Consider the following 22,996-nt stretch of genomic DNA (forward strand, 5'->3'; position numbering starts at 1 on the left):
CTTATTGCCAAAATCTCTTTTTTCGACGAAATATTTGGTATGACTGGTAAGAAAGACTTAGATAAATCAACCCTATACGAAGCTGTCAAATCCCTTGTAGAGACGCCGTCTCAACATATCCACTTGAATCAGCAAAAGCTTTTCACTCTTTTTAGCGTAGCTTTTCAGTATATTTTGTTCCGCTCAACCAAACACCCGGGCCATTATATCATACGAATCGAAGATTCTATGCTCGCCGAGAAATTAGCACGCAAAGCGAAAGATGAGACCACTCGTAAGTTCATGAATCGCCTACTTGTGCCTCGTCGTCTTGCGTACGGTAACTCAACTTTCCACTTGGATTATTTTCCACTGGCAACTTGGGGAGTCACTAAGGATCTTCCGAAAGAAAAAATCCAAGGTGCGATCATTGTTAAAAATACCTCTCACAATCCATTGATTGATGAATCTGATTTCCGTCACGTGACTGAAGATGATCAGGCGATTCAATTGTTTGGGAAAAATTATTATCTCAGTACACTGATGGACATTTGTCCTCGTACCATCACCATCGCCTTCGATGAAGCATTCGAAGGTCTTGATACAATTCAATTTGATTTTATCGAAGAGAAATCAGAAAGAATGGTTGATGGAGTGATGATTTCAGAAGACGTGCAGTTCGAAGATTAGACCTTCACGCCTTCTTTGTATTGAATCTCGGTTAAATTTCCATTGCGATCAAACTCTTTCCAAAGGCCATTTTTCAAATCGTCTTTGTACTTTCCTTGTGCCTTGATCTGGCCATTGCTGTAGTAAAACACCCACACACCGGCCTTAAATCCGTCGAGGTAATCTCCTTCAGCGAGAATTGATCCTGTATCGTAATTGTGGCGCCAAGAACCGATGCGCTTATTCTTAGAATAAACACCTTCGGCCGCCAGCACACCATTCTCAAACATGATTTTTCCTGGGCCGTCTTTCCATTGTTTCGGATAAAACACGTCCTGCGGAGGAAACTTCCAGTTGAAGCCATTGATTCGCTCTTCCATCTGAAGTTTACGAGTGGCCTTTAAGATATAATACTTGGCCGCATCGATCTCCTGAGGAGTGAGTTCTTTAATGTAAGAGAGTTCATCTTTCAGACGAGACATAAGACGAGGAATGATGGATTCCATCTCCATGATCTTGGATTCCTCTGAACCCCAAAGACATTTAGCAAAAATAGTAAGTGTTTGTTCCTGCGCCGTTAGAACTGAATCTATATCATCACTCGTAAGCTCCAAGAAATCTTTAAAAGTCCGGATGTTCTTCATGACATAACTCATGAAGATCGGATCTTCTAAAACTCCTGCAGTGAAAATCTGGGCGCGCGTTTGTGCTCCAGTAGTTTCCATATTGATGACGAATTCTTTAAATCCATCCAGTTGACGGCGTTTAATACGATCTAGCATTCCCATGGAAGAGAATTATAGGGCCGGATTTTTATGTGAAACAAAAAATTTTAAGCACTTGTAACCTTTTGAAATCTCTAAGTTTCATAAAGGCCATGATTAAGAATTTCTTTAAAAAGTGGGTTCTGAAGGCAAATTGAAACAAAAAATTCTCACCTGAATAGAAAAGGGGCCCAAAAGGCCCCTTCCCTAAGACATGAAAAGAAATCCTCTATTAGATACCACTGGTCGCGCCGTAGGTTGTTCCACCAGTTGTTCCACCAGTTGTTCCACCAGTTGTTCCACCAGTTGTTCCACCAGTAGTTCCGCCAGTTGTTCCGCCAGTTGTTCCGCCAGTTGTTCCTCCAGTTGTTCCACCAGTTGTGCCACCAGTTGTGCCACCAGTTGTTCCGCCAGTAGTTCCGCCAGTTGTGCCGCCAGTTGTGCCACCAGTTGTGCCACCAGTTGTGCCGCCAGTTGTGCCGCTACCAGTACGAGTGATTACCGAACAAGCAATCGGTAGAGTTTGGGCCGCTGGAAGGCCATCAATTGAGCCAACAGTTGCTGGAAGAATGGTGTCCGAAGGAACACCGTGAACCATGATCACTTGGCCTTCAAACTGTAAAGTGTCACCGGCCGGAAGTTTAACAATGGAATCATCAGGATTCGAATCAGTAGCAGTCAGATCATTCATCATTTCCGCTAAAGATGAATCTTCACTATAATTGTAGTTTCCACCTGAAGGATATTGATTAGCACCCTCATTCTGAGAATCAAGATCACCATCTAATGGAACAAGCATCTGGCCCGCAACCGCTTGAGCTTCGGCCGCATCCACAATTCCATCACCATTGGTATCAGCAGCGGCGGTCGGACAGGCCGTTCCAGTTGCGATGTACTGAATATGCTGGCCCTCAGGAGCGCCTGATACGGCCATATTAATCCCAACATCATCACCATTCACAATAATATCGGCCGTGCCGCCAACGTCCGGTGCAATACCAGTATTAATAGGGGCCAGAGTTCCCTGATATGTTCCTTGTACTTGTTGATCTTGTTGTTGCTGTGGAGTGCTGCTTGAATCATCATCATCACTTCCACAACCAACCAGCGCCGTTCCCATGACTGATACAAGAAGTAGAGGTGCTATTTTCTTAGTGAGAATCTTTTTCATAAGGCCTCCAGTTACGAGTTACTTACTCTGGAGATCATTCATGTGACCTCAGGCGCCCGTAAATGAAGTTGAACTTGAGAACGTTGGAGTGAAAGGCCCTAAAAGACCGACTTAGTTTTGTTTAACTCGATCAATTGTTTTGTGAAAAAGGGTCTTAATTTTTGCGAGTTCTTCATCAGAGAGATGAAAACCAAATGAAAGACGAAGGCCGTTCTTGGCAACATCTTTTTTGCCTAACTGAAGTAGCACCAGGCTGTCTTTGGCCGCACCTGAGCTGCAGGCAGAGCCGGCGCTAATCATGAGCCCATTAAGATCAAATAGGGCCAGTGCAATATCAGAGGTGAGTCGATTCAAATAAAAGTAAATGGTGTTCGCGTTTCGACGTGGACCTTTTAAGACCCCGCCAATGCCGCTTAATTCGCTTTCTATGAAGTTTTCAAGCTCGTCCCGTCTCTTTGCATTCTGAACGACATCAAATTTTTTAAGGTCATTTAAGGCCAAAACAATGCTTCTCACCCCTTGAGGATTTTCTGTCCCTGAGCGAAGTCCTTGTTGCTGTCCCCCACCTAAAACAAGAGCACTGAAAGGAAGTTCCTTCTTAAAGAAAGAGAAGCCGATGCCTTTAAAGGCCCCGAACTTGTGGGCCGAAAAACTCCACACATCCCCTACTGAAAGGTTCTGCCACTCGGGAATTTTTCCCGGGGCCTGAACACAATCCACGTGAATGTAGAGATCAGGAACACTTTTAAAAGGAACAAGCTCTTCCAGAGGAGAAACAAAACCTGTTTCGTTATGGACCCAAAGATGATGATACAGAATGACGAGTTCTGGATTATTGTCTTTTTTGTCTTTAATAATTTCTAAATTTTTCTCGTGATTGTAGGTCAGATCATCATTGTGCACGAGTTCCAAAAACTTCACGTGCGGACCCCAATAACGCTCACTCAAATTTGCCACGGCCGGATGATCAATGCGTGAATAGCACACTAAAAGTTCACTACCCTTAAGACGGGCCAATTCTGAAAATGAATAAGTAAAAGTTAAAAATGCTTCGGTAGCACCAGAATGAAAAAAAAGCTTCGTGTCTTTTTCTGATTTTCCAAAGATCTGATAGATCTCTGCTCGTCCTTCATTAATGAGTTTGCGAGATGCTTTACCGGAAGTGTGTTGGCTGGCCGGATTTGCGAAAAGCACATCGCCACTTTTCATCCAGCTTAAGACTGAATGAGAAAGTGGCGACGTAGCATTATAATCGAGGTATAGACGTTCGAGATTCACTCGTTAGGAAAAAACCATTATTACTGGTTCATTTCTCCAACATTTGAGCGAATTGCAGATGCGTTTGTATTTGCAGCTGTTTCTCCGAACGCTCCGGCACCCTTACGAGAAAGGTCACCAAGAGTTGTAGTAGCTAGGTAATCTTGCATGATTGTACCTAGGTTTTCGAAATATGACTTAGTCAGGTTGAACTCTTTTGTATCAACAACAGCGTTGATTTCGTTACCTGCTTCGTCTTTAAGAATTTCAATACCAGAAGATGGTACGCCAAGAATGTCACGAGCTGGGTTGATGTTCTCACCAACGCAGTCTAGAACGTCCTTCACTGAAATTTCGTCCATAGGACGAGATAGTACGTAACCGCCGCCTGGACCACGAACAGATTTTACTACTTTACCTGTGCGAAGCTTTCTGAAAAGCTGCTCAAGATAGTGTAGAGAGATTGATTGTCTTGTAGAGATTTCTTGAAGTCTTACTGGGTTTCCATTTGAGTGGAAAGTAAGGTCAAGCATAGCTCGAACTGCGTAACGTCCTTTAGATGTAAGTCTCATTGTCTTCCTCCATAAATCCAAAAAAGTTGGTAAATTTTTTATCGGGTTCCCAAACCATCCTTGTCACCCGAGAGACTTCGATCTGGATGCCGCTCATAACAATCCAGACTAAATATCTCCTAAATAGTATGACCTTTTCTTTTTTCCCACGTCAACTTTTAAATCTGAAACAATTCTGTATTTTCCGTAGGGGCATTTGGTTCTGCAAAAAACGACCATGATATCGCCAAATTAACTCGCCCCGAAGGGAGCGGTGGTGTTAATTTGTCTCCGGGCAGAATCTTCCGACAGAGTTAATCAGTCATCGTGAAGTGAGTACAAAAAGAAGTTTCGAGAAGGTCCTTCCGGAGACTCCGATGGACCTGGTTGAACGGTAATTTCTAATAAGTATGGGGTGAAGCTCTCTGGTAATTCTCTGACCAAACGTCGGGCAAATTTCATTCCCCACTCAACAAAGAAGTACTGCTTATCTTCGAGATAAACAGGTATCTCCAGTTGAAGGATTTCCTCGTTTTTTTCAATCCGATAGAGATCGGCGTGAAGAAAATTTTTACATTCAGAGAGGATTGAATAAGTCGGGCTCATCACTTCCGCCTCACCAATAAAAGACTGAGTGAAAGTTGTTTTGCCGGCGCCCAAGTCCCCTTCCAGAATAATCATGGCCGGGGTTTTAGCGAGGTCCTTTAATTCATACACAATATAAGACAGGTCTGACTTATAAACTTTTTTCCATTCGCGGATGAGCTTCTTATTCATGGGTCAATTTAATCCTTCAGTAGTTCATCCAGAGCTTTGAAGGCCTCAGGGAGAGCATCAATCAAGCTAGTGGCAGTCATAGGACGAACACCGAGTTTTTCGGCCGCAAATTGTCCAGACCAAGTATGAATCAACACGCCTAAAAGGATCGTGCGGTTCAGGTTCTCATAAATATTATACAGTGAATCGCGGCGTTTCAAGTTTGCTTCCTGGCCGATGAGACCACCAAGAATACCTGCGAGTACGTCACCTACTCCACCTGTGGCCATGCCATCATTTGGTGAAAAGTTAAAATAGGTCTTACCATTCGGGAACGCCAGATAAGTACAAGGTCCCTTCAGGATAATAGAACAGTTAATACGCTCAATCGTTTCTTTCAAATGGAAGTACGGCTCTTTTTGAACTTCTTCCAGAGGAATACCTGTGAAACGAGCAAACTCTCCGAAGTGCGGAGTTAAAAGAGTTGGAGCATTTCGCATTCTGAAAACTTCGGCATCGTCCTTAATATTAAGAACGTTAATCGCGTCTGCATCGAGAACCACTGGGCCAGAGAAGTTATTTAAAATCTCAAGCACTAAAGCACGAGCGCGAAGGGAACGAGCAAGACCCGGACCAATCACAATCGAATCATACTTATTAAGGTCTTTAAGGAGTTTTCCCCACTTTGCCTGATCATTCGGTACATAGCCCGTCATGACTTCAGGAATGAGGCGAGAGATGAATTCCTGGTACTGAGGTTCCCAAGTTGAGGCGGTCACAAGACCTGCACCTACTTTCAGGGCCGCAGTTGAACTCATCACCAGAGCACCGGTTAGACCGTGAGAACCACCAATCACTAGCGTGTGACCGAATAGCTTCTTATCACCGAACTTATTTCGCGCTGGAGGAAGATCATTTTTTAGGTCTTTATCAATCAGGAATTTGTCCCCATTCTGTTCGATGATCTGACTCGGAAGTCCAGAAGGGATCACTTGTACTTCACCCACGTGACGAGCACCATCGGCCTGGTAATAACCAAGCTTAGGCAGACCCACAGCAAGTGTTAAATCGGCCATAATGGCGTTACCTTGAACCTGTCCTGAGTCACCCTCGACCCCAGTTGGGATATCAAGAGCGATGGTATAGGCCTTCTCCTGATTGATGAAATGAATCACGTCATACAGGAAGTTTGAAAGCGGAAGACGGACACCAGTTCCGAAGATGGCGTCCACAATAATTTTGGGAGAACTGTTTTGTTGGAAATAAGCTTCGAGGGCACCGATGTCGTCGATGTGAGCGGTACGAACCCCATAGGACTTGGCAATTTTTAGTTGTTCTTTAACTTCTTGCGAGCAATCTTTTTCTTCAAACAAGAGGAAAGCGCGGGGCTCAAGACCCATGCTTGAAAGGTGACGAGCGATCGCGAGACCCGTTCCGCCATTGAATCCCTTACCAATCAGAAAGATCAGTTCTCCGTAGTGAATTTCATCACCGAGTTTTTCGACAATCGCCTTCGCCCCCAAGAGCGAAACGTTTTCAATGATGAGTTTTTCTGGAAAGTGGTACTTCGTCTGCGCGATTTTTTCCAGTTCCTTCATTTCTGCTTGGGTAACAATTCTCATAATTAACCTTCTAAAGGGTATTTATTAATTAATGTAAGCATTTCTTTAATCACGTGGCCCATGCCTAAGAACACGGCCTCCGCAATGATCCAGTGACCGATATTGTATTCTTCGAACTGCTTCTCTTCGAGAAGTGGTTCTAATGAATCAAAAGTCAGCCCGTGGCCCGCGTGATAGCCCCAACCAGCGCGCTTCATCAGGGTAGCGCCTTCGCGGTAACGAACGAGATGGCCCGTCACGTCTTTCTTATTCAGAAAATCTTTGGCGTAGTCACCAGTATGAATCTCCACCGCATCGGCCTTGATTGAAAGACAACGCTTAAGTGTCACTTCATCGGCCTCAACGAAAAGAGAAATTTTTGTATTAGGAGATTGGGCCTTGATATCTTCACAGGCCTTCTTCACGCGCTCATAGTTTTTTTGATCAATCACATCAAGGCCACCTTCCGTCGTGCGCTCTTCGCGCTTTTCTGGAACAAGACACACCCATTCAGGTTTCTGCTTGATGGCAATCTTCACCATCTCATCCGAGGCGCCCATTTCTAAATTAAGGGGCCTTCCCATCTTGCGGCACATGTCATGCACTGTCGGAACATCGTGGTCCTGAATATGACGGCGGTCCTCACGAAGGTGAATCGTAATCTGATGAGCACCCGTTGCCAAAGAGACTTCAGCGGCACGCATGACCTCAGGATAGTATTCACCACGCTGCTGGCGAAGAGTCGCCACGTGATCGATATTAACACCTAGACGAGCGTATTTCATTTTAACCCAGGGCCTTCTTCACTGTTTCAGCGAGTTCAGTACAGAGAGTGTTCACAAGTTTATTATCTTTTCCTTCTACCATCACACGGGCCAGGGCCTCAGTTCCTGAGTAGCGAAGAAGGATGCGTCCCTCTTTACCAAGCTTTGCTTCAGCGTGATCCATCGCCTTTTTAATTTCTGCCACTTCTTCAAACGGAACACGTTTTGAAACGTGAACGTTCTGCATGACTTGTGGGAACATTTCAATTTTTGTGAGATCGGCCAGATCCATATCATAAAAACGAATGCTCTCGATCACTTTTAAGGCGGCGAGAATTCCGTCACCGGTGGTTGAATATTTTTTGAAGACCAGGTGGCCTGAAGGCTCGCCACCGAATAAAGCACCTGATTGTCTCATACGCTCAACGATATAGCGGTCACCCACTTGAGTACGAGTGAAAGTCAGACCTTGCTGTTGAAGGAAGTATTCAACCCCGAAGTTGCTCATCACAGTTCCCACCACTTCATTGGCAGGACCGATTTCATTGTTATCTTTTAAGAATTTTCCACAAAGACCAATGAGTTTGTCTCCATGAACAACCGTTCCGTTACCGTCTACGATAGTCAGTCGGTCACCATCTCCATCAAGACAAACACCAAGATCAGCGCGGTATTTTTTCACGGCATCAGCACAGGCCTCAGGATGAAGAGCACCAACGTTTAAATTAATGTTCGTTCCGTTCGGAGTATTTCCAATGGCGATCACTTCAGCACCAAGTTCTTCAAACACCATTGGGGCAAGTTTATAACCAGCACCATTGGCCGCATCCACCACAATGCGAAGACCTTCGAGAGTGTACTGAGGAGATAAAGCAGCTTTTGTATTTACAATATAGCGCCCGATGACTTCATCTAAGCGTTTCGCATTACCAAGTTGGTCTCCGACCTTAACTGGAATGCTCGACGGATCAAGCACCATTTTCTCCAGCTCTAGTTCAATTTCGTCCGGTAGCTTGTGGCCTGTGCGATCAAAGATTTTAATTCCGTTGTCTTCGAATGAGTTATGAGAAGCTGAAATCATGACCCCAGCGTCGGCACGCATACTTTGAGTCACAAACGCCACACCAGGAGTAGGAAGTGGACCCGTTAGAATCGCCTTACCACCTTGTGAACACACACCCGCAGAAAAGGCCTGCTCAAGCATGTAACACGAAAGTCTTGTATCTTTACCGATGATGATCAACGGCTTCTTGGTGAAATTTTTTTGAAAGTAACTGGTAACTGCGCGGCCTAGAACAAACGCCACTTCACCAGTCATGGGATAAACATTGGCCTTCCCACGAATACCATCTGTACCGAATAATTTACGACCTGACATAATGACTCACTTTAAGAATGAAATAACTGATTTAACTATACCATTTTATTGTATATTCACAATAATGGTCTTGGGAGAGATTTCGAGCAAATGAATGCTCGGTGGAAGGACCACTTTCAGAGGGACTTCAATACGTCCGCGGGCATCGTCCGGGATGTCGGCCCACACTTGTACAGTGGATGAGACATTTGATCGGTTTTTAATAATCTTGTCTGGGACCAGAAGTTTCACCGACGCAGTTTTGACACTTGAATTGATTTTACGCGAGTGCGAAAGGAACTTAATGGGCAGGTCCTTCAGAGTGAAATTAGCACTTGCTGCCTTGAGCTGATAAGAAAATTTGATGTCGTAACCAGAAGTCAGGGTCAGGCGTTCATCAGGGAGTGCGACTTCAACTGGCACTTGATTAAGACCAGTCAGAGATTCTAACTCAACGGGTTTTATTGGAATTTCTTTGAGCTTTGAAATGAGTGAGCGAGGCCCATAGACCTCCACTTCTGATGGTTCTAGCACCGTATTAGAGAGAGAAAGTTTTTCCGGTAAGTGGCCCGCAAACTGAAGTTTAAGCGGCACGATCTTACTCGCCTTCTTTTCAAGTTTAATCGGCAAGCGGCGTGGAAGAACCCGTTCAACCACCATTCCGAATGGAAGGTTCAACTGGGCCGGATTGATGTCCACTGTGAAATTTAACTGCCTGCGGGCGTTGGCGCGGTTTAGATCAATCACCAGACGATCTTCACGTTCGGCCACGGTACGCACGAAAGCACGTGGGCCCTCAATCATGAAGGTCACTTCATGCTGAGGTTTGGCCGCAAACATCATGTCCACTGGAAGAATATATTCCAGGGTCACGGTCTTTTCGAACTTCACCTTCTCTGAGTTCAGAACGTAGACCCACAAGAAAAGTGAAAGGAAGATCGAGATGAACTTCAATGAATGTTTCTTCATTCGGTTGCGCATCTTCATGGAGTAATTCTCCCCACGGTCTCAACCGGTCCAACTCGATCAATTTCTAATAAGAATTTGCGCAGGTATTTTCTTAGTAGATCTTCGTTCTCCATGTAATGGAAAACGCCGTTATAACAAATATTGATTCTTCCTGTTTCTTCTGAAACCGTGACGACCACCGCATCTGAAATCTCAGTGATACCCAGGGCCGCGCGGTGACGAGTACCAAAGTGGCGATCAATCTCCACGTTCTTTGAAAGGGGCAGGAAACACCCCGCCGCTTGAATCACACCGTTGTAGATGATGATGGCACCATCGTGAAGTGGTGAGTTGGTCTGGAAAATTGAATAAATGATATCAGAGTGAATTCTTGAATCTAAACGCGTACCAGATGATGAGTAGTTTAGAAGACCGTGATTTTTTTCAAAGACAATTAAGGCACCCGTTCTTTCACGGGAAAGGGCCGAACAGGCGGCCACCACTTCTTCAATTTGTTGATCGAATTTCGAGCGACCATTGCGGCCAATAATTTTTGTACTTGAAATTGAAACCAGCGCACTTCTGATTTGATCCTGGAAAAGAACAATCAGAATGATGAACAAGTAGTCGAAGAAGTTTTGCAGGATCCACGAGAGAGAATACAATTCGTAGAACTGACTCACCCACCAAAGCATGGCAAGAGCGACGATACCAAAAAGCATTTGATACGCACGTGTCCCTTGAACGATGATGAGGAAACGGTACATGATAATGGCTACAGCTGCTATATCTAGCAGGTCGATGACCCTAAAATTGGCAAGGAGAATGCCCAGCTGCTGCAAAAGTACCTCGTGTTATTTATTGGGCTTATCGGAAGAATGGAGAGGAATTTAAGACCGGAGGAAAATAAAATTCCTCCGATCTCAAAATGGAATTAAGCTGCTTCTTTTTCGTCTTCAACCAGAGTCGGTTTTGGAGCTGGTGCCTTGCCTGGATTATTGAGACCCTCAATAATTTCATCTGACATCAGCATTTTCTTACGAAGGGCCTCACGGGAAATACCCATGGCCGTGGCCGCCTTCGATTTATTTCCTTTATGGCGCTTGATTTCGGCGAGAATCATCTCACGTTCAACCAGGGCCACACGGTCCTTAAGTGGAATGGCAGGATCGTCCGCATGCGGAATATTTTCCAATAGACAGTTCGCGGTCTTCGACACGTCAATAATTGGCGAAGATTTGCTTCCAAGGTCCGTGATCACATGGGCCTTTGGATTATAAAGAACTGCTTTCTCTACTGCCTTTTCCAGCTCTGAAACGTTACCTGGCCAGGCGTAATTCACCAGCTGGTCTTTCACTACATCTGAGAAGTCTTTCAGGAGAAGTCCCTGCTTTCTACATTCTTTACGAAGGCAGAAACTCAAAAGATCCTCAATGTCCTGAGGACGCTTACGAAGTGGATCAATATTCACCTCGGAAGAGCACATATAGTGATAAAGTTCAGGGTTAAAGGCCCCCTCTTCTTCAATCAGCTGTTTTAAATTTTTGCTGGTCGTGAACATCGGTCGCACATCCAGGGAAATATGAGATCCTGGGATGCGACGATCTTTTAGGACCTGCATAAGTTGCATCTGCATATGAACCGGCATAAATGAGATCTCATCGAAAACGATGGACCCACCCACGCACTCTTCAAGCTTACTTTTTGATTCCGGAGTACCAAAAATTTCTTTTTGAAGAGTTGCTTCGTCCACACCTTTACATGAGATCACCACGTAAGGAGCAAGACCGCGCTTCCCTTCATTGTGCACGATACGAGCAAAAAGTTTTTTACCAACACCCGTTTCACCTGAAATCATCAGAGGAGAATCAATGTCTTTTAGACGAACGATTGCCTTTCTGATTTCAGAGGTCTGTTGAGAACGGCCAATCCACGCCCACTCACGATCATAAGGAGTTGAGAAGCGACGGATAAGCGACTTTTCAGACACTGGGCTATAATGGTGGAACACAGAAGAAAGAATAAGGGCAAGAACCTTCATTGTTTTTTCATCTTCCACTGTAAAACGATCTTCGTTACGCTTATTCAGAACTTCGATGACACCAATAATTTTGTCTTCGCGGTTTGTAATCGGAGAACAGATAATAGAACGAGTATCAAAGCCCGTTACCTTGTCCATTTCTTCCGAGAAGCGAACCTTGTCTGTTTGCGTATCAATGTTCAGTGACACACCGGTTGTGAAAACTGAACCCGCGATCCCCTTTCGGTAATCAAATTTCAAAAGCTCTTTATCAATTCCAAGGGCCGCCACCGCCTCTAGTTCATTCGTTTCTGTGTTGATCAGAAAAATCGAAGCGCGCTGGCCATTCAGGATGCGCACGATTTCTTCCAGCATACTCTCCACAAACTTCTCTTTATTACCAAACTGAGTAATATCTTTAAAAAGAGAAAGCAGAAGCGAGAACATTTCGAAGCCCTCTTTCTCAGAAGCATAGTGCTGAGTCAGAGCAAGCTGAATCAAGCTGTCTTTCAAACGCTCTGGCGGAAGACTTTGAATATATTGCTCAATGAAACGCTTCATATTGCCATAGTCTTCAGTGTCGAGTTCGGCACCATAATTCATGGCCTCAGAATCAGAGGAATTTACGTTCCTGAAAGCACGCACCACTGAAGCACCAAAATCAAAACGAAGTCGTTTAAATTGAAGTGAACAACGAAGAGTCGCACCTACAGGCAAAGGGAATGACGTGGTAAAACCAAGTCCCGTCATACTAACGTCCATGAGTTTGATCTTCTCTACAAACTCAAAGCGCCCCTGATCATTTTCATATTCCACCAGAAACTGCACATCATCTCGAGACTCAACTGGCACTCGAAAAGACTGGTAGTATTTAAATTCTGAAAAACTGGTCAGCATGGAAGCTCCCTTTCAAATAAAGCTAGCTTTTGGGCTTATCGGTTAAAAGGGGCCTAACTTTAGGGTTCCTGACACAAAAACTTGGCACTACAGGAACTTAGCTTATTTACTGACCGAAATTCTCCTCCTTTTACTTTCTCCAGAGAAAGTGATTTTTTTAATACTTGACTAATCCGTATCTTTTCCGTAAAAGGTTCTACATGAAACTGAACCACGTTGCAAATAAAATTTTACTGAGTGATACAAAAAAGTTGGTGGGTGTTGAGAGGAGTGCAACCACGAGGTTGCTTCATCACTTAATAGAAATAGAGCGAAGAAAGCTCTATTGCGATCTAAAATATTCTTCTTTATTCGCTTATTGCGTTCATGAATTAGGTTATGATGGAGCTTCAGCTCAAAGACGAATCGTCGCCGCCCGCGCCCTCGCGGAAATGCCAGAAATCGAGCAAAAAATCGAAGATGGAAAATTAAATCTCACAAATATTTCATTAGTGAATCAATTTATTGATGATCCTGTTCAAAAACGTGAAGTCTTTAAAGAAGTTGAAAATCTTACTAAGAAAGAATGCGAACAGAAATTATTCGAAATCACCGGTAAAGAAGAGAAACCAAAAGATAAGCAGAAGCGTATCTCAAAAGACAAAATCCAAGTCGCCTTTGTTTTATCAGACGAAACCATGGCGGTGGTTGATCAGCTAAAAAATCTTCTGGGTAAAGATATGGAGATGGATCAGTTGGTTCAGTTTATGGCGAAGGAAGCCATCAAGTCTGTGGAAAAGACGAAGTTCAAACAAACAAAACCCCGAACTTCACTTTCTCCAGCGAAAGTGGGACGTGCCATTCCAGCATCTGTAAAACGGGAAGTATACGCACGAGATAAAAAATGCACCAATTGTGGAACAACTCATAACCTAAATTATGATCACATTATTCCCTATTCAATGGGAGGACCAAGTACGATAGAAAATCTAAGACTCTTGTGCTCGCAATGTAACCAAAGGGCGAGAATTAGGGCCGGCCTAAACTCTCCAGAAGGAGCTTTATCACATTCTGATTTGAAACCTTTTCTAGCTGTTGAATACCTGGAACCGTATTAAGTTCGAGGATAGAAAGTCTTCCATCTTCATGGATGAAAAGGTCAATGGCCCCATAATGGGCGCCAGAGGCATTGATTAAGGTATCGATGACGGACTGATGTTCGGCCGGGAAATCCACCACAGTGGCCGCCCCCTCGCGCTGGAAGTTCGCCACAATGCCGGACTTAGCGGTACGTTCGAAGACGATAGGTTTTTGGCCTTTGATGAAGAAATAGCGAAGTTCACGGGCATCACGAACTAGAGGCTGGATAAGGTAATCCTCATCCACACCCTTCTTTTTCTTCCACCAGGTTTTGAACTCGTCCCAAGAGAGGGCCTCAATGCCCCAGCCGCCCTGGCCCACATGGGGCTTAACCACCACTTTTGGGTAGAGCCTGAAGAAGCGTTCGATATTGATCAGGTCTCCGCCCTTGATCGACATCCAAGGAAGAGAAGGAACATCTTTTTCTTCGAACCAGTCAAACTGCGTGGGCTTAGAACGAAAGCGTTTTAAAACATCATGAGGGTTAGCGACCTTATTAGTTAGAAGAGTTTTGATAAACATCAAATCAAGATCGTTTCGATAAATGCCGGTAGTGCGAACCAAATAGAAATCGGCCTCAGGTAAAAGGTAATCACTCCATGGATCGAAAAGCGCCACTTGGCCGACTTCTTCCATCAGTCTCTTAACAAAATAGGTTTCCTTATTTTTTGCAATTACACAGAGCTTATTTTTCACTAAAATGATCCCATGTTTAAATCTCTCTTTATTTACCTCATGACCCTGTCCTTTGCCTATGCCCAAACAACGGCCGAAGGGCTTAAACCTGAAACAAAAATTGAACCGGAAAGGCCAGTTGCTCCGATTACTTTTCCGATGAATGATGAGGTTCAAAAAGTCTGTAAAGAACTAGATAAGAAGTTTGCTGAGTACAAATGGGGCGAGACCCACTGTCAGTATTTTGAGTGGATCAACGTTCGTAAATCAAACGCGGGAACTCCCCTGATTTGGACGACATTTGGTATAGAAGACTCGCCCGCGGCGGCCAATACCACACTGGTTCTTTGTGGCGTTCACGGGGACGAGATCACTCCGGTGAAATTTTGCTGGGACCTGATGCGCGAACTAAAATCCAACCACTCTTTCAATGATAAAATGGTAGTAGTAGCACCACTGGTTTCTCCTGATTCATTCTTTAAAGCAAAACCAACTCGCACCAATGCGGCCGGTGTAGACGTTAACCGAAACTTCCCGACTGCTGATTGGAAGAAAGAAGCTTTAAAACGTTGGAAAGATCATTACAAAAGAGACAAACGAAAGTACCCAGGACCCAAGGCCGCTTCTGAGCAAGAAACTATTTTCCAAATGAATCTGGTGAAGCGCTACAGGCCGAACAAGATCATTACTGTTCACGCCCCTTTGACGATCCTCGATTACGACGGCCCATCTCTTAAAGGCAGTGAAGGCCAATCGGCCAAGCAACTTTTGGAACAGATGTCCCAAAAGTCTCAAGGCTATAAGATTTCAAATTATCCGATTTTTCCCGGAAGCTTAGGAAACTGGGCCGGGAAGGAAAATCGCATTCCGACCTACACTTTGGAACTTCCGAACACAGTTCCCACTGAAACAGATCGCTTTTGGCAGCTCTTTGGAGATGCCGTGATCTACGCTATTGAGCACAAGATGAAGCCACCAATTGATTAAGCGTTTGCCTTTGGTGGCTCTGGAAGTCTCTTCACCACCACGGCCGGCACAATTATCATGACAGCACCAATGAGATAAGCACTCACCGATCCAAATTTCCAATACACAAGTGATGCATAGATTGGGCCCAACACTCGACCAAGTGAACCGAGTGAACGGAAAATTCCCAAACTTTGTCCCTGCATGTTTTGCGGAGTATAGAACGACACCAGACTTGTGAGACATGGAATAATCATGGCCGAACCAACCGCCAGGAAAAATAATCCCGCATAAAGCATCCAAGCGGCCTGTGCGTAAGCAAGAAGAATAAGACCAGGAACAATAGCAACTAGACCATTGAAGCTCATCTTTCTCTCACCAACTTGGTGGGCCTTACGACGAACATATCCACCTTGAACCATACCAATCACAAAACCGATGAAGATGAACATATAAGCGTTATCCATCGAGGTATAACCCAGACGCTCAACTGCTAGGAACGTGAGAGTGAACTCCATTCCAGAGAAGGCCGTGATGAAAAGGAAGTAAACAAAGTTCGTAAGATTCACCCCTGGAAACGGAAGTGGCCTCATAAGCTTAATCGGATTAATACTTCGCTCAAGGTGTCTCTTAGAACCTTCCTTCAAAGTTTCTGGGAAAGATTTGAGAATAGTAAAAAAGTTAATAAAGCTCAAAGTCGCGGCCAGTGCTGCTGCCGCAGAGAATGGGTTCACGCCATAAGCTTCCCAATGAGGGAAGTGAGCAATCGGATTATATAAAGACAGGATACCACCCAGGGCCGGACCAAAAACAAAGCCCAGCGCGAAGGCAATACCAATTGCCGCCATACCTTTTGAACGGTTCTTCTCATCTGTCACATCACTTACCACCGCGGAGGCAATCGACAGGTTACCTGACATGAGTCCGCCCACAATACGGGCGATAATTAACAGCGTGAATGAACCAGAGAAAATCCAAAGGACATAACTTAGGAACAATCCAAAAACTGAAATTAAAAGTACGGGACGACGGCCAATTCGATCTGAGATTGAGCCCCACATTGGTGCGGCCACAAATTGTAACAATGAATACAAGGCACCCAACAATCCACCGAAGAGAACAATCGTACTCATCTGAGGAGTGCCATCAGCGGTTAATGAAATCGTCTGGATATTTGAGATAAGGTTCAACATTCCAGAAAGGAAGAAGTTGTCCTTGTCCACTTCAATGTAATACTTCGCCATGGCCGGAAACATCGGGAAGATAATCGAGAATCCCACCAGATCCATAAACATGGTCAAGAACATGAGTTTTAAAATTTTCTTCGAGCTATCAGGGAGTTTTGAAGGAGCTTCTTTTGCTTGTTCAGTAATCACTGCTTTATACCTTTCTTTCACATCAATTTGATAAAATAATTCGTCACGCTCTTTTGTAGAGCCATTTGCATACACGTTAATAAAATGAGCGTAGTCGTTGATCCATTCTGGATCAGCGTTTAAGCACGGGATGTGAACCAGAGTACCACCGGCCTCTTTCACTTCATGAGCGAGTTCAGTTCCGATCTCATCTGTGGTCTCTAAACAATCCACCACGAAGCTTGGGCAATACACACCAATCTTCTTCGAACCCTTTTCAACTTTCTTCACCACCGTGGCGTCTGTGTAAGGCCCAAGCCAAACTTCCGACCCAAAGCGGGATTGGAAGGTCATTGAAATAGGAACCGGAGATTGAAGTTGATTTTTAATCAGTTCATAAGTTTCTAAACAATGAAGAAGATAAAGATCTTTCTTATCCAGCACTCGACGTAGTGGAATCCCGTGAAATGAAATCACGAGTTCCTGCATATCAGGATTTGCCACCAGAGATTCACGGATCTTTCTCACCGAGTGATCAATGAAGGCCTTCGAACGATGATAAGAATTCACAATGGTAAAAGTTGGAAGGTTCACACGCTTTTTAAAATCTCCACCAAGAGCGTCCACCACGGAAGCGATGGTACTCTCCGCATACTGCGGAAATTGTGGCAGCACTAAAACCTTTTGAGCGCGCGTATGTATATCTTCTTTTTCCCATTCATCTAAAACATCCGAAGCACGAGGACTTGCGAGTAAAAAAGCGTGATTGATTTCAAGATTCTCATCCAATTTCGGACGTAAAGAATCCGCCACTTTTTTGGTATTCGTAATGAGCGGAAACCCCTCCGCCGTATGAATGCGGGCATAAGCTTCGGCCGAACGACGAGGTCTAAAAGGGAGAATAAAAAGATTTAAGATGATCTTCCAAACAAGAGGGTGTGCGTCCACTACTCTGGGATCGGCCAGAAATTCGCGTAGAAATTCGCGGACATCCGAGACTTTCGTACTCTTAGGAGAACCCAATTGACCAAGGATCACTTTGATTTTTTCTGCCATATGCTTCTTTGTGTTGAAAGAGTCCTCCCTTTTTGTCATAAATCATGCTAAATGACTAGAATCAAAAGTATTAACAGGGGTTAGACAATGGCCAAAAATGCGAAATCAGAAGGTCGTAAATCAAAAGAAATGGGTTCGGTGAGCCTTTTAGGGAACACTAAGACCAATTACCCTGAAACCTATGCCCCGGAAGTTCTTGAGAAGTTCCCAAATAAGCACCCAGATAACGACGCTTGGACGACTTTTGTTTGTACCGAGTTTACCTCTCTATGTCCTATGACGGGCCAGCCGGACTTCGCGAAAATTTTTATTAACTATATTGCCGATAAAGATATGGTGGAATCTAAGTCTCTTAAGATCTACCTCTTCAGCTTCAGAAACCATGGTGACTTCCATGAGGACTGTGTGCAGAAGATCTGTAAGGACCTCTTTAAGCTCATGAAGCCGAAGTACATCGAGGTTCAAGGGGACTTCACTCCACGAGGCGGAATTGCCATTTTCCCTTACGCCTCTATGAGTAACGGATCAAAAAAGTACGAAGCTCTGAAAGATGCTCGTATGGCAAATTATTCTCCAGGTAAGTACGGAATGGACCTGGCCCGACTTTATTAATAAAATATTAGGATCAAGGAAGTATTTATGATGGGTTTAGGAATGGGCGAATTAATAGTTATCCTCTTAATCGTGGTGCTATTTTTCGGTGGAAAAAAGCTACCTCAGTTGGGTTCATCACTTGGTGAATCAATTAAGAATTTCAAGAAAGGCATGAAAGAAGACGACACTGACAAGAAGTCGTAATCTTTTCCCCTTATTCGTTCACACAAGTCACATTTCCATCTGCATGAATGGTCTGGATAAAATATCCGACCGGACAACTGAAGGCAAAGTCCTGACAGGCCTGAGTCCCATTTGCATTAATACCTCGACTATACTGGCCCGCTGGACATGATTGATTAGACAGCGCTAGAGCATCCATCGTGCGACAAACTCCATTAGTACAAATCAGAGACCCCTGAACTCTGTTAGCGGCCACCACATGACCACGAGAAGTGAGGTTCGTTGTAGTGAGGTCACCAGTCATAATGTCACCATTTTTAAAAACAAACTGATCTTCCTCTGCCTGACAATTGGTAATAGGCGCGGTCGGAGAAGAAGCGTAAACCTTCAGCGGAATTTGGATCATCGCATTTTGAATGTAAGTTTTGTCTCTGGTTTTTCTGAGTGACACCTCAAGATCAACCAGCCTTACCCCGCCACCTAGAGACTGATTTTTATCCCGGGTTCTCATGCCCGTGATTTCCAAAGTATCGTGACCATACTCTTTTCCAACCTCATAAATATTTTGGTTGGAAACGTTCTTAATCCTAGAGATGGATGATCCCACCGATGCTCCAGAAAAAGTCAGACCACAAGCGCCTTTATCAAACAAGAGACTTGAGATGGTCCGCTTCAGTTCAAGAATCTCAAACTTCGTTTCAAAACTCGAACGACTTTGATTTTGCTGCTGAGATAAATTCATGATCACAACGGCACCAGCACCTAAGGCGCCAGCAAACATCAAAAACTGAACAAGAGAAAAACCTTTATTATTCATCTATGGCACCAAATCAGCGCATACAACTGCGCCCGTTGCTGTGATGGCCCTTATTCCCTGATCTGGGCCACAGGAAAAACTAAAGGGCTCACAATTCAATGAACCATCAGAATTGAACCCACGGGAAATTTCATTGGCGGGACAAAGTTGATTATTAAGTGCCAACTGGGCAATGGTTCGGCAAACGGAACCAGTACAAAAATTAGCGGCATAAAGATTAAGAGTGGCAATTACTCCACTTGTCGAAACAAGATTTGGAACCGTCAAGGCCCCCGTCATTTCATCTCCGGTTTTTAAAACAAACTTGTCAGTGTTTACCCGACACGTAGTCACCACATCCGAAGCGTTGAGTTTTACTTTCAAAGGAATCAAAATCGGCCGGTAGTGATTTCGATCTTTCTCTTTTGATTTTTCAAAATCAATTGTGACAACCACATTCGGCGAACCGTCTGGATTTGGATCGGCCTTAATGAGTCTCATACTCTGAACTTTCACCGCCGAGGATCCCATTTTTGAAACATTAAAAACGGTTTTTCCTCCGTTAGGAGTGGCGTTCTTAATCTCGGTTATCAAATCACCAATTCTTTTTCCTTCAAAAGTATTTTTACAAGCGCCCTCTTCAAAGAGAATCGAAGTAACGAGTCTTCTGATTTCCAGGGCCTCAAATCTTGCATCTGATGAGACTTGATTTTGATGAAACTGCGAGGTGAGATTCATGGCAAGCACCAGAAGCGCGCCCATGCCACCTACAACCAACATGAGTTCAACTAATGAAAAACCTTGTTTGTTATTTTTCATGCTCATTGCCAGGCACCTTTAAAGCAAAGTTTCGTAATGGTAACGATATCGCCTCTACAAGACTCTAGACAACGATACATTCCACCACTTCCGCCCCCATATGTGACCGATCCTGTGGCCTTACATTTCCAACCCCATCCAGCTCCTCTATCTCCATAGTGGCCCCATTTACACTCACCTGGCTGGTTCCCAGAACAAGACGATGTCTGCCCATGAGCAACACTGGGAATGGTGCATGTAATGCCATCCTGTGAGAAGGTCTGGGCCGGACAAGAAGGTGGTATCAGCTCCGCGCAGGCGACGGAGCCATTAGAATTGATCGCTCGAATCACTTGCCCTGGAGGACAAGAAAAAGTGAATGAGCGACAACGAGGAGCTCCCTGAATACCATCAAGATACTGATTGGGTGGACAAAATTGATTGGAAACAACAAAGTCGTTTATGACCTTGCAAACACCATTCGTACAAATCCTTTGGCCCTGAACTGTACCACTGGCCGTAACATTATTGGTGGCGTTTAATTGCGTTGCAATCAAGGCCCCACTCATCACATCCCCGGCTTTTTGCACAAACTTATCATCATAAGAGAGACAATCAACAATGACTCCGCTTGCACTTGGAGCAGTCACTTTAAGAGGAACCGTTACTGCTAGATTAGATTGATGAGTGATCACCTTATTTTTTCTGAAAGTCACAATGAGATCGACTAATCTGGTGTTAGGAGATAAAGGTTGGTTCTTGTCTAGTGTGCGGAGAGAACTTATCGTAAGATTATTTCCTCCATAGACTCCATTCTTAACATAGACCGATTCATTCGCCGCATTTCTCAGCTGATTGATTTCCGATCCAATACTTGAGCCGGCCAACGTATTTGTACAGGCAGCTTTATCGTAAAAAAGATTAGTAATGATTTGTTTTAGTTCTTGAGTTGAAAACTTGGCCTCAATATTCGCCTGATTTTTGGCGTGATTATTGGTCAAATTCATAAGAGCGAGGGCCACAACACCTATGCCTGCAGCGCCAATCAGGACTTCCACGAGGGAAAAACCCTGATCTTTTATTAAGAAATTCATTCCTAAATTTTACTTTTGATTGCAGCCAGCTCAAACTCAATCACCTCATCACAAAATGAAATTGATTCAAGCATACCTGGAGCATTAGACTGTCGTACTTGGTTTTCGCTCTTCGATTAGAACTTCTCCAGAACTTTCAGAACCACCGGCTCATTCTCATTTAACTCATCAATCGTCTCAAACACTTTTAAAACCACTTGTTCATAGGTCGCAGTTTTTCCTTGTTGCTTAAGAAGCTGAAGAATATAGCGACTGGCGCGATCAATAAGCTTATTGTTACTTGGTCGCACCCACGTCATGACATTTCCTTCATAACGGCCCATGAGTCCCATGATGAGAGTTGAATGAGCGTTCAAGAGCATCTTCACCATCAAGTGATTAAACAGCGGATCTTCACCCCACTCAAACAATGCTTCCTCGCCCTGGCACTTCATGAGCACACGGCCATCATCATAGGTGACACTGAACTCTTCAGTAGGAACATTTTTCGAACGGGTCTTGAGTCCAATTTTAGAGATATCAAAACCAAACACACGATCGCCACCAATGCGCCCACCTAGTTCACTCCACTCTAAAGGCCTTGGGGCACGCCAAAGAAGTTCGCTCCAGGCATGGGCCGATGTTTCGGCCTCAGGAATAAACAGGTAACAGAGTCCATGGGGAGCATCGTGATCCAAGCGGTTTTCAAAAGCACGTAAAGAAAAAGTCGGGGAACGTTCCGTTGTATCGGTCAAAATGCTGATCGCAAGGAAGGGATCAGTCACATAGTTAAGATATTTTTTGTTCTGATAAAGCTTCGCTTCCAGAGTTGTAAGCGGGGCCATGGCCTCATAACGAGTCAAGCTCAAGCGGTGAAGAAAGTCTTTGTAAAAGATCTCAAAATCAGTTTTATCTTTGTGCTTGTAAAGAAGACCCACACCTATGGCCAGCATAAGGACGGTTGAGGCTTGCATGCGAGTTGAGCCCGAAATCGCCATCGGCCCAACTGTTAGGTTAATCTTTTTAACGTTTTTGTTCTCGATGACTTCTCGTGAACGATGAATCGGCATCAAAACGTCATCGGGATTACAGTATAAGAAATAAGGTTTTCTCTTTGAATATGAAGCGGCCTTTTGAGCGGCACCAATCACAAAGGGAGTCTCCCCACCTTCGGTACTTGCTAGGAGAAGATCATTTGGCCCAAAGCCCAGTTCCAATAATTGTCTTTCTCCATAATCAGTTCGGTCTTCAAAACTTTCAACCGATTTGATCAGAGCAAAATCTCCACCGGCCATGAATGAGAAGACCTGATTGGCCCCGTCGAACCGCTGACGAAATAGTGTTTCAAGAACCAGAGACAATCTTCCGGTGGCCCCGCAACCACACATAAAAATCTTGTTCCCTTTTTCAAGCGTATCTTGAATGTCTAAAGCAAGTTCCCAAAGAGCATCAGTCTTTGTTCCCATGATTTTTAGAGCATCATGATCCACTTCTTCCAAAAGTTTTAAGGCCGCACTCACGTCCTTCTTAACAACTTGTGAGAGATTGGCCGTTTTGGGATGAAAACTTTCAGTTACTAAGTGACCGAGTTGAAATTGCGGGGCAATTTCTAAAAAAGCGCGAGATTTTTCTGCGGGTGACATGTTG

Annotated in this window: 22 protein-coding genes; 5 read left to right on the plus strand and 17 right to left on the minus strand. The window is 44.3% G+C overall.

Features of this window, described 5'->3' with window-relative positions:
* Positions 1-39: 39 nt before the first annotated feature.
* Positions 40-669 carry a hypothetical protein gene (locus ACJVC5_RS16905; protein WP_408096717.1) on the plus strand — a complete coding sequence of 210 codons (630 nt, stop codon included), beginning with the start codon at positions 40-42 and terminating at the stop codon, positions 667-669.
* Here ACJVC5_RS16905 and ACJVC5_RS16910 read toward each other — a convergent pair.
* The 11 genes from ACJVC5_RS16910 to ACJVC5_RS16960 all read right to left on the minus strand — a co-directional run bounded on the left by ACJVC5_RS16910 (position 666) and on the right by ACJVC5_RS16960 (position 12,734).
* Positions 666-1,436: a toxin-antitoxin system YwqK family antitoxin gene (locus ACJVC5_RS16910; protein ID WP_408096718.1), complete on the minus strand. Its 771-nt coding sequence runs from the start codon at positions 1,434-1,436 to the stop codon at positions 666-668. The two genes, ACJVC5_RS16905 and ACJVC5_RS16910, sit on opposite strands and share 4 nt — an antisense overlap.
* A gap of 208 nt (positions 1,437-1,644) precedes the next feature.
* A complete protein-coding gene (locus ACJVC5_RS16915) occupies positions 1,645-2,583 on the minus strand; it encodes a hypothetical protein (protein WP_408096719.1) in 939 nt (312 codons plus the stop codon).
* A gap of 111 nt (positions 2,584-2,694) precedes the next feature.
* Positions 2,695-3,861 carry a cysteine desulfurase family protein gene (locus tag ACJVC5_RS16920; protein ID WP_408096720.1) on the minus strand — a complete coding sequence of 389 codons (1,167 nt, stop codon included), beginning with the start codon at positions 3,859-3,861 and terminating at the stop codon, positions 2,695-2,697.
* 20 nt (positions 3,862-3,881) lie between these two features.
* Entirely contained in the window at positions 3,882-4,412 is a 531-nt protein-coding gene (locus ACJVC5_RS16925) for an Rrf2 family transcriptional regulator (protein ID WP_408096721.1), read from the minus strand.
* A 297-nt stretch (positions 4,413-4,709) separates the two neighbouring features.
* Positions 4,710-5,168 (minus strand): tRNA (adenosine(37)-N6)-threonylcarbamoyltransferase complex ATPase subunit type 1 TsaE, encoded by a 459-nt coding sequence (tsaE, locus tag ACJVC5_RS16930; RefSeq protein WP_408096722.1) that lies wholly within the window; start codon positions 5,166-5,168, stop codon positions 4,710-4,712.
* A gap of 8 nt (positions 5,169-5,176) precedes the next feature.
* Positions 5,177-6,769, minus strand: a complete 1,593-nt coding sequence (locus ACJVC5_RS16935; RefSeq protein WP_408096723.1) for an NAD(P)H-hydrate dehydratase — start codon at positions 6,767-6,769, stop codon at positions 5,177-5,179.
* 2 nt (positions 6,770-6,771) lie between these two features.
* A complete protein-coding gene (locus tag ACJVC5_RS16940; protein ID WP_408096724.1) occupies positions 6,772-7,533 on the minus strand; it encodes a pyridoxine 5'-phosphate synthase in 762 nt (253 codons plus the stop codon).
* Between the two features lies 1 nt (position 7,534).
* Positions 7,535-8,890 (minus strand): phosphoglucosamine mutase, encoded by a 1,356-nt coding sequence (gene glmM / locus ACJVC5_RS16945; protein WP_408096725.1) that lies wholly within the window; start codon positions 8,888-8,890, stop codon positions 7,535-7,537.
* Positions 8,891-8,935: 45 nt separating this feature from the next.
* Positions 8,936-9,856, minus strand: coding sequence for a CdaR family protein (locus ACJVC5_RS16950; protein ID WP_408096726.1), 921 nt, complete (start codon positions 9,854-9,856; stop codon positions 8,936-8,938).
* On the minus strand, positions 9,853-10,659 hold the full coding sequence (gene cdaA / locus ACJVC5_RS16955; RefSeq protein ID WP_408096727.1) for a diadenylate cyclase CdaA: 807 nt from the start codon (positions 10,657-10,659) through the stop codon (positions 9,853-9,855). The genes ACJVC5_RS16950 and cdaA overlap by 4 nt, the downstream gene beginning before the upstream one ends.
* A gap of 92 nt (positions 10,660-10,751) precedes the next feature.
* Complete coding sequence (locus ACJVC5_RS16960) at positions 10,752-12,734, minus strand: sigma-54-dependent Fis family transcriptional regulator (RefSeq protein ID WP_408096728.1); 1,983 nt, start codon at positions 12,732-12,734, stop codon at positions 10,752-10,754.
* A gap of 200 nt (positions 12,735-12,934) precedes the next feature.
* On the opposite strand from ACJVC5_RS16960, the gene ACJVC5_RS16965 reads away from it, so the two are divergent.
* Entirely contained in the window at positions 12,935-13,831 is an 897-nt protein-coding gene (locus ACJVC5_RS16965; protein ID WP_408096729.1) for an HNH endonuclease, read from the plus strand.
* Here the strand turns inward: ACJVC5_RS16965 and ACJVC5_RS16970 are convergent.
* A complete protein-coding gene (locus ACJVC5_RS16970) occupies positions 13,743-14,489 on the minus strand; it encodes an ATP-grasp domain-containing protein (RefSeq protein WP_408096730.1) in 747 nt (248 codons plus the stop codon). The two genes, ACJVC5_RS16965 and ACJVC5_RS16970, sit on opposite strands and share 89 nt — an antisense overlap.
* Positions 14,490-14,561: 72 nt before the next feature.
* On the opposite strand from ACJVC5_RS16970, the gene ACJVC5_RS16975 reads away from it, so the two are divergent.
* A complete protein-coding gene (locus ACJVC5_RS16975; protein WP_408096731.1) occupies positions 14,562-15,515 on the plus strand; it encodes a M14 family zinc carboxypeptidase in 954 nt (317 codons plus the stop codon).
* Here the strand turns inward: ACJVC5_RS16975 and hemH are convergent.
* Positions 15,512-17,905, minus strand: a complete 2,394-nt coding sequence (hemH, locus tag ACJVC5_RS16980; RefSeq protein ID WP_408096732.1) for a ferrochelatase — start codon at positions 17,903-17,905, stop codon at positions 15,512-15,514. The genes ACJVC5_RS16975 and hemH overlap by 4 nt on opposite strands.
* Before the next feature lie 87 nt (positions 17,906-17,992).
* On the opposite strand from hemH, the gene queF reads away from it, so the two are divergent.
* Together queF and tatA are read left to right on the plus strand one after the other, a co-directional pair.
* Positions 17,993-18,517 (plus strand): preQ(1) synthase, encoded by a 525-nt coding sequence (queF, locus tag ACJVC5_RS16985; RefSeq protein ID WP_408096733.1) that lies wholly within the window; start codon positions 17,993-17,995, stop codon positions 18,515-18,517.
* Between the two features lie 27 nt (positions 18,518-18,544).
* Positions 18,545-18,703, plus strand: a complete 159-nt coding sequence (gene tatA / locus ACJVC5_RS16990) for a twin-arginine translocase TatA/TatE family subunit (RefSeq protein WP_408096734.1) — start codon at positions 18,545-18,547, stop codon at positions 18,701-18,703.
* A 10-nt stretch (positions 18,704-18,713) separates the two neighbouring features.
* Here tatA and ACJVC5_RS16995 read toward each other — a convergent pair whose 3' ends face one another.
* The 4 genes from ACJVC5_RS16995 to ACJVC5_RS17010 all read right to left on the minus strand — a co-directional run bounded on the left by ACJVC5_RS16995 (position 18,714) and on the right by ACJVC5_RS17010 (position 22,992).
* On the minus strand, positions 18,714-19,499 hold the full coding sequence (locus tag ACJVC5_RS16995; RefSeq protein WP_408096735.1) for a hypothetical protein: 786 nt from the start codon (positions 19,497-19,499) through the stop codon (positions 18,714-18,716).
* A complete protein-coding gene (locus ACJVC5_RS17000) occupies positions 19,500-20,297 on the minus strand; it encodes a type II secretion system protein (RefSeq protein WP_408096736.1) in 798 nt (265 codons plus the stop codon).
* 2 nt (positions 20,298-20,299) lie between these two features.
* Entirely contained in the window at positions 20,300-21,370 is a 1,071-nt protein-coding gene (locus ACJVC5_RS17005; protein WP_408096737.1) for a type II secretion system protein, read from the minus strand.
* Between the two features lie 116 nt (positions 21,371-21,486).
* Entirely contained in the window at positions 21,487-22,992 is a 1,506-nt protein-coding gene (locus tag ACJVC5_RS17010) for a hypothetical protein (protein ID WP_408096738.1), read from the minus strand.
* Between the last annotated feature and the right edge of the window lie 4 nt (positions 22,993-22,996).

The sequence above is a fragment of the Peredibacter sp. HCB2-198 genome (genome assembly GCF_045999315.1).
Lineage (GTDB): Bacteria > Bdellovibrionota > Bacteriovoracia > Bacteriovoracales > Bacteriovoracaceae > Peredibacter.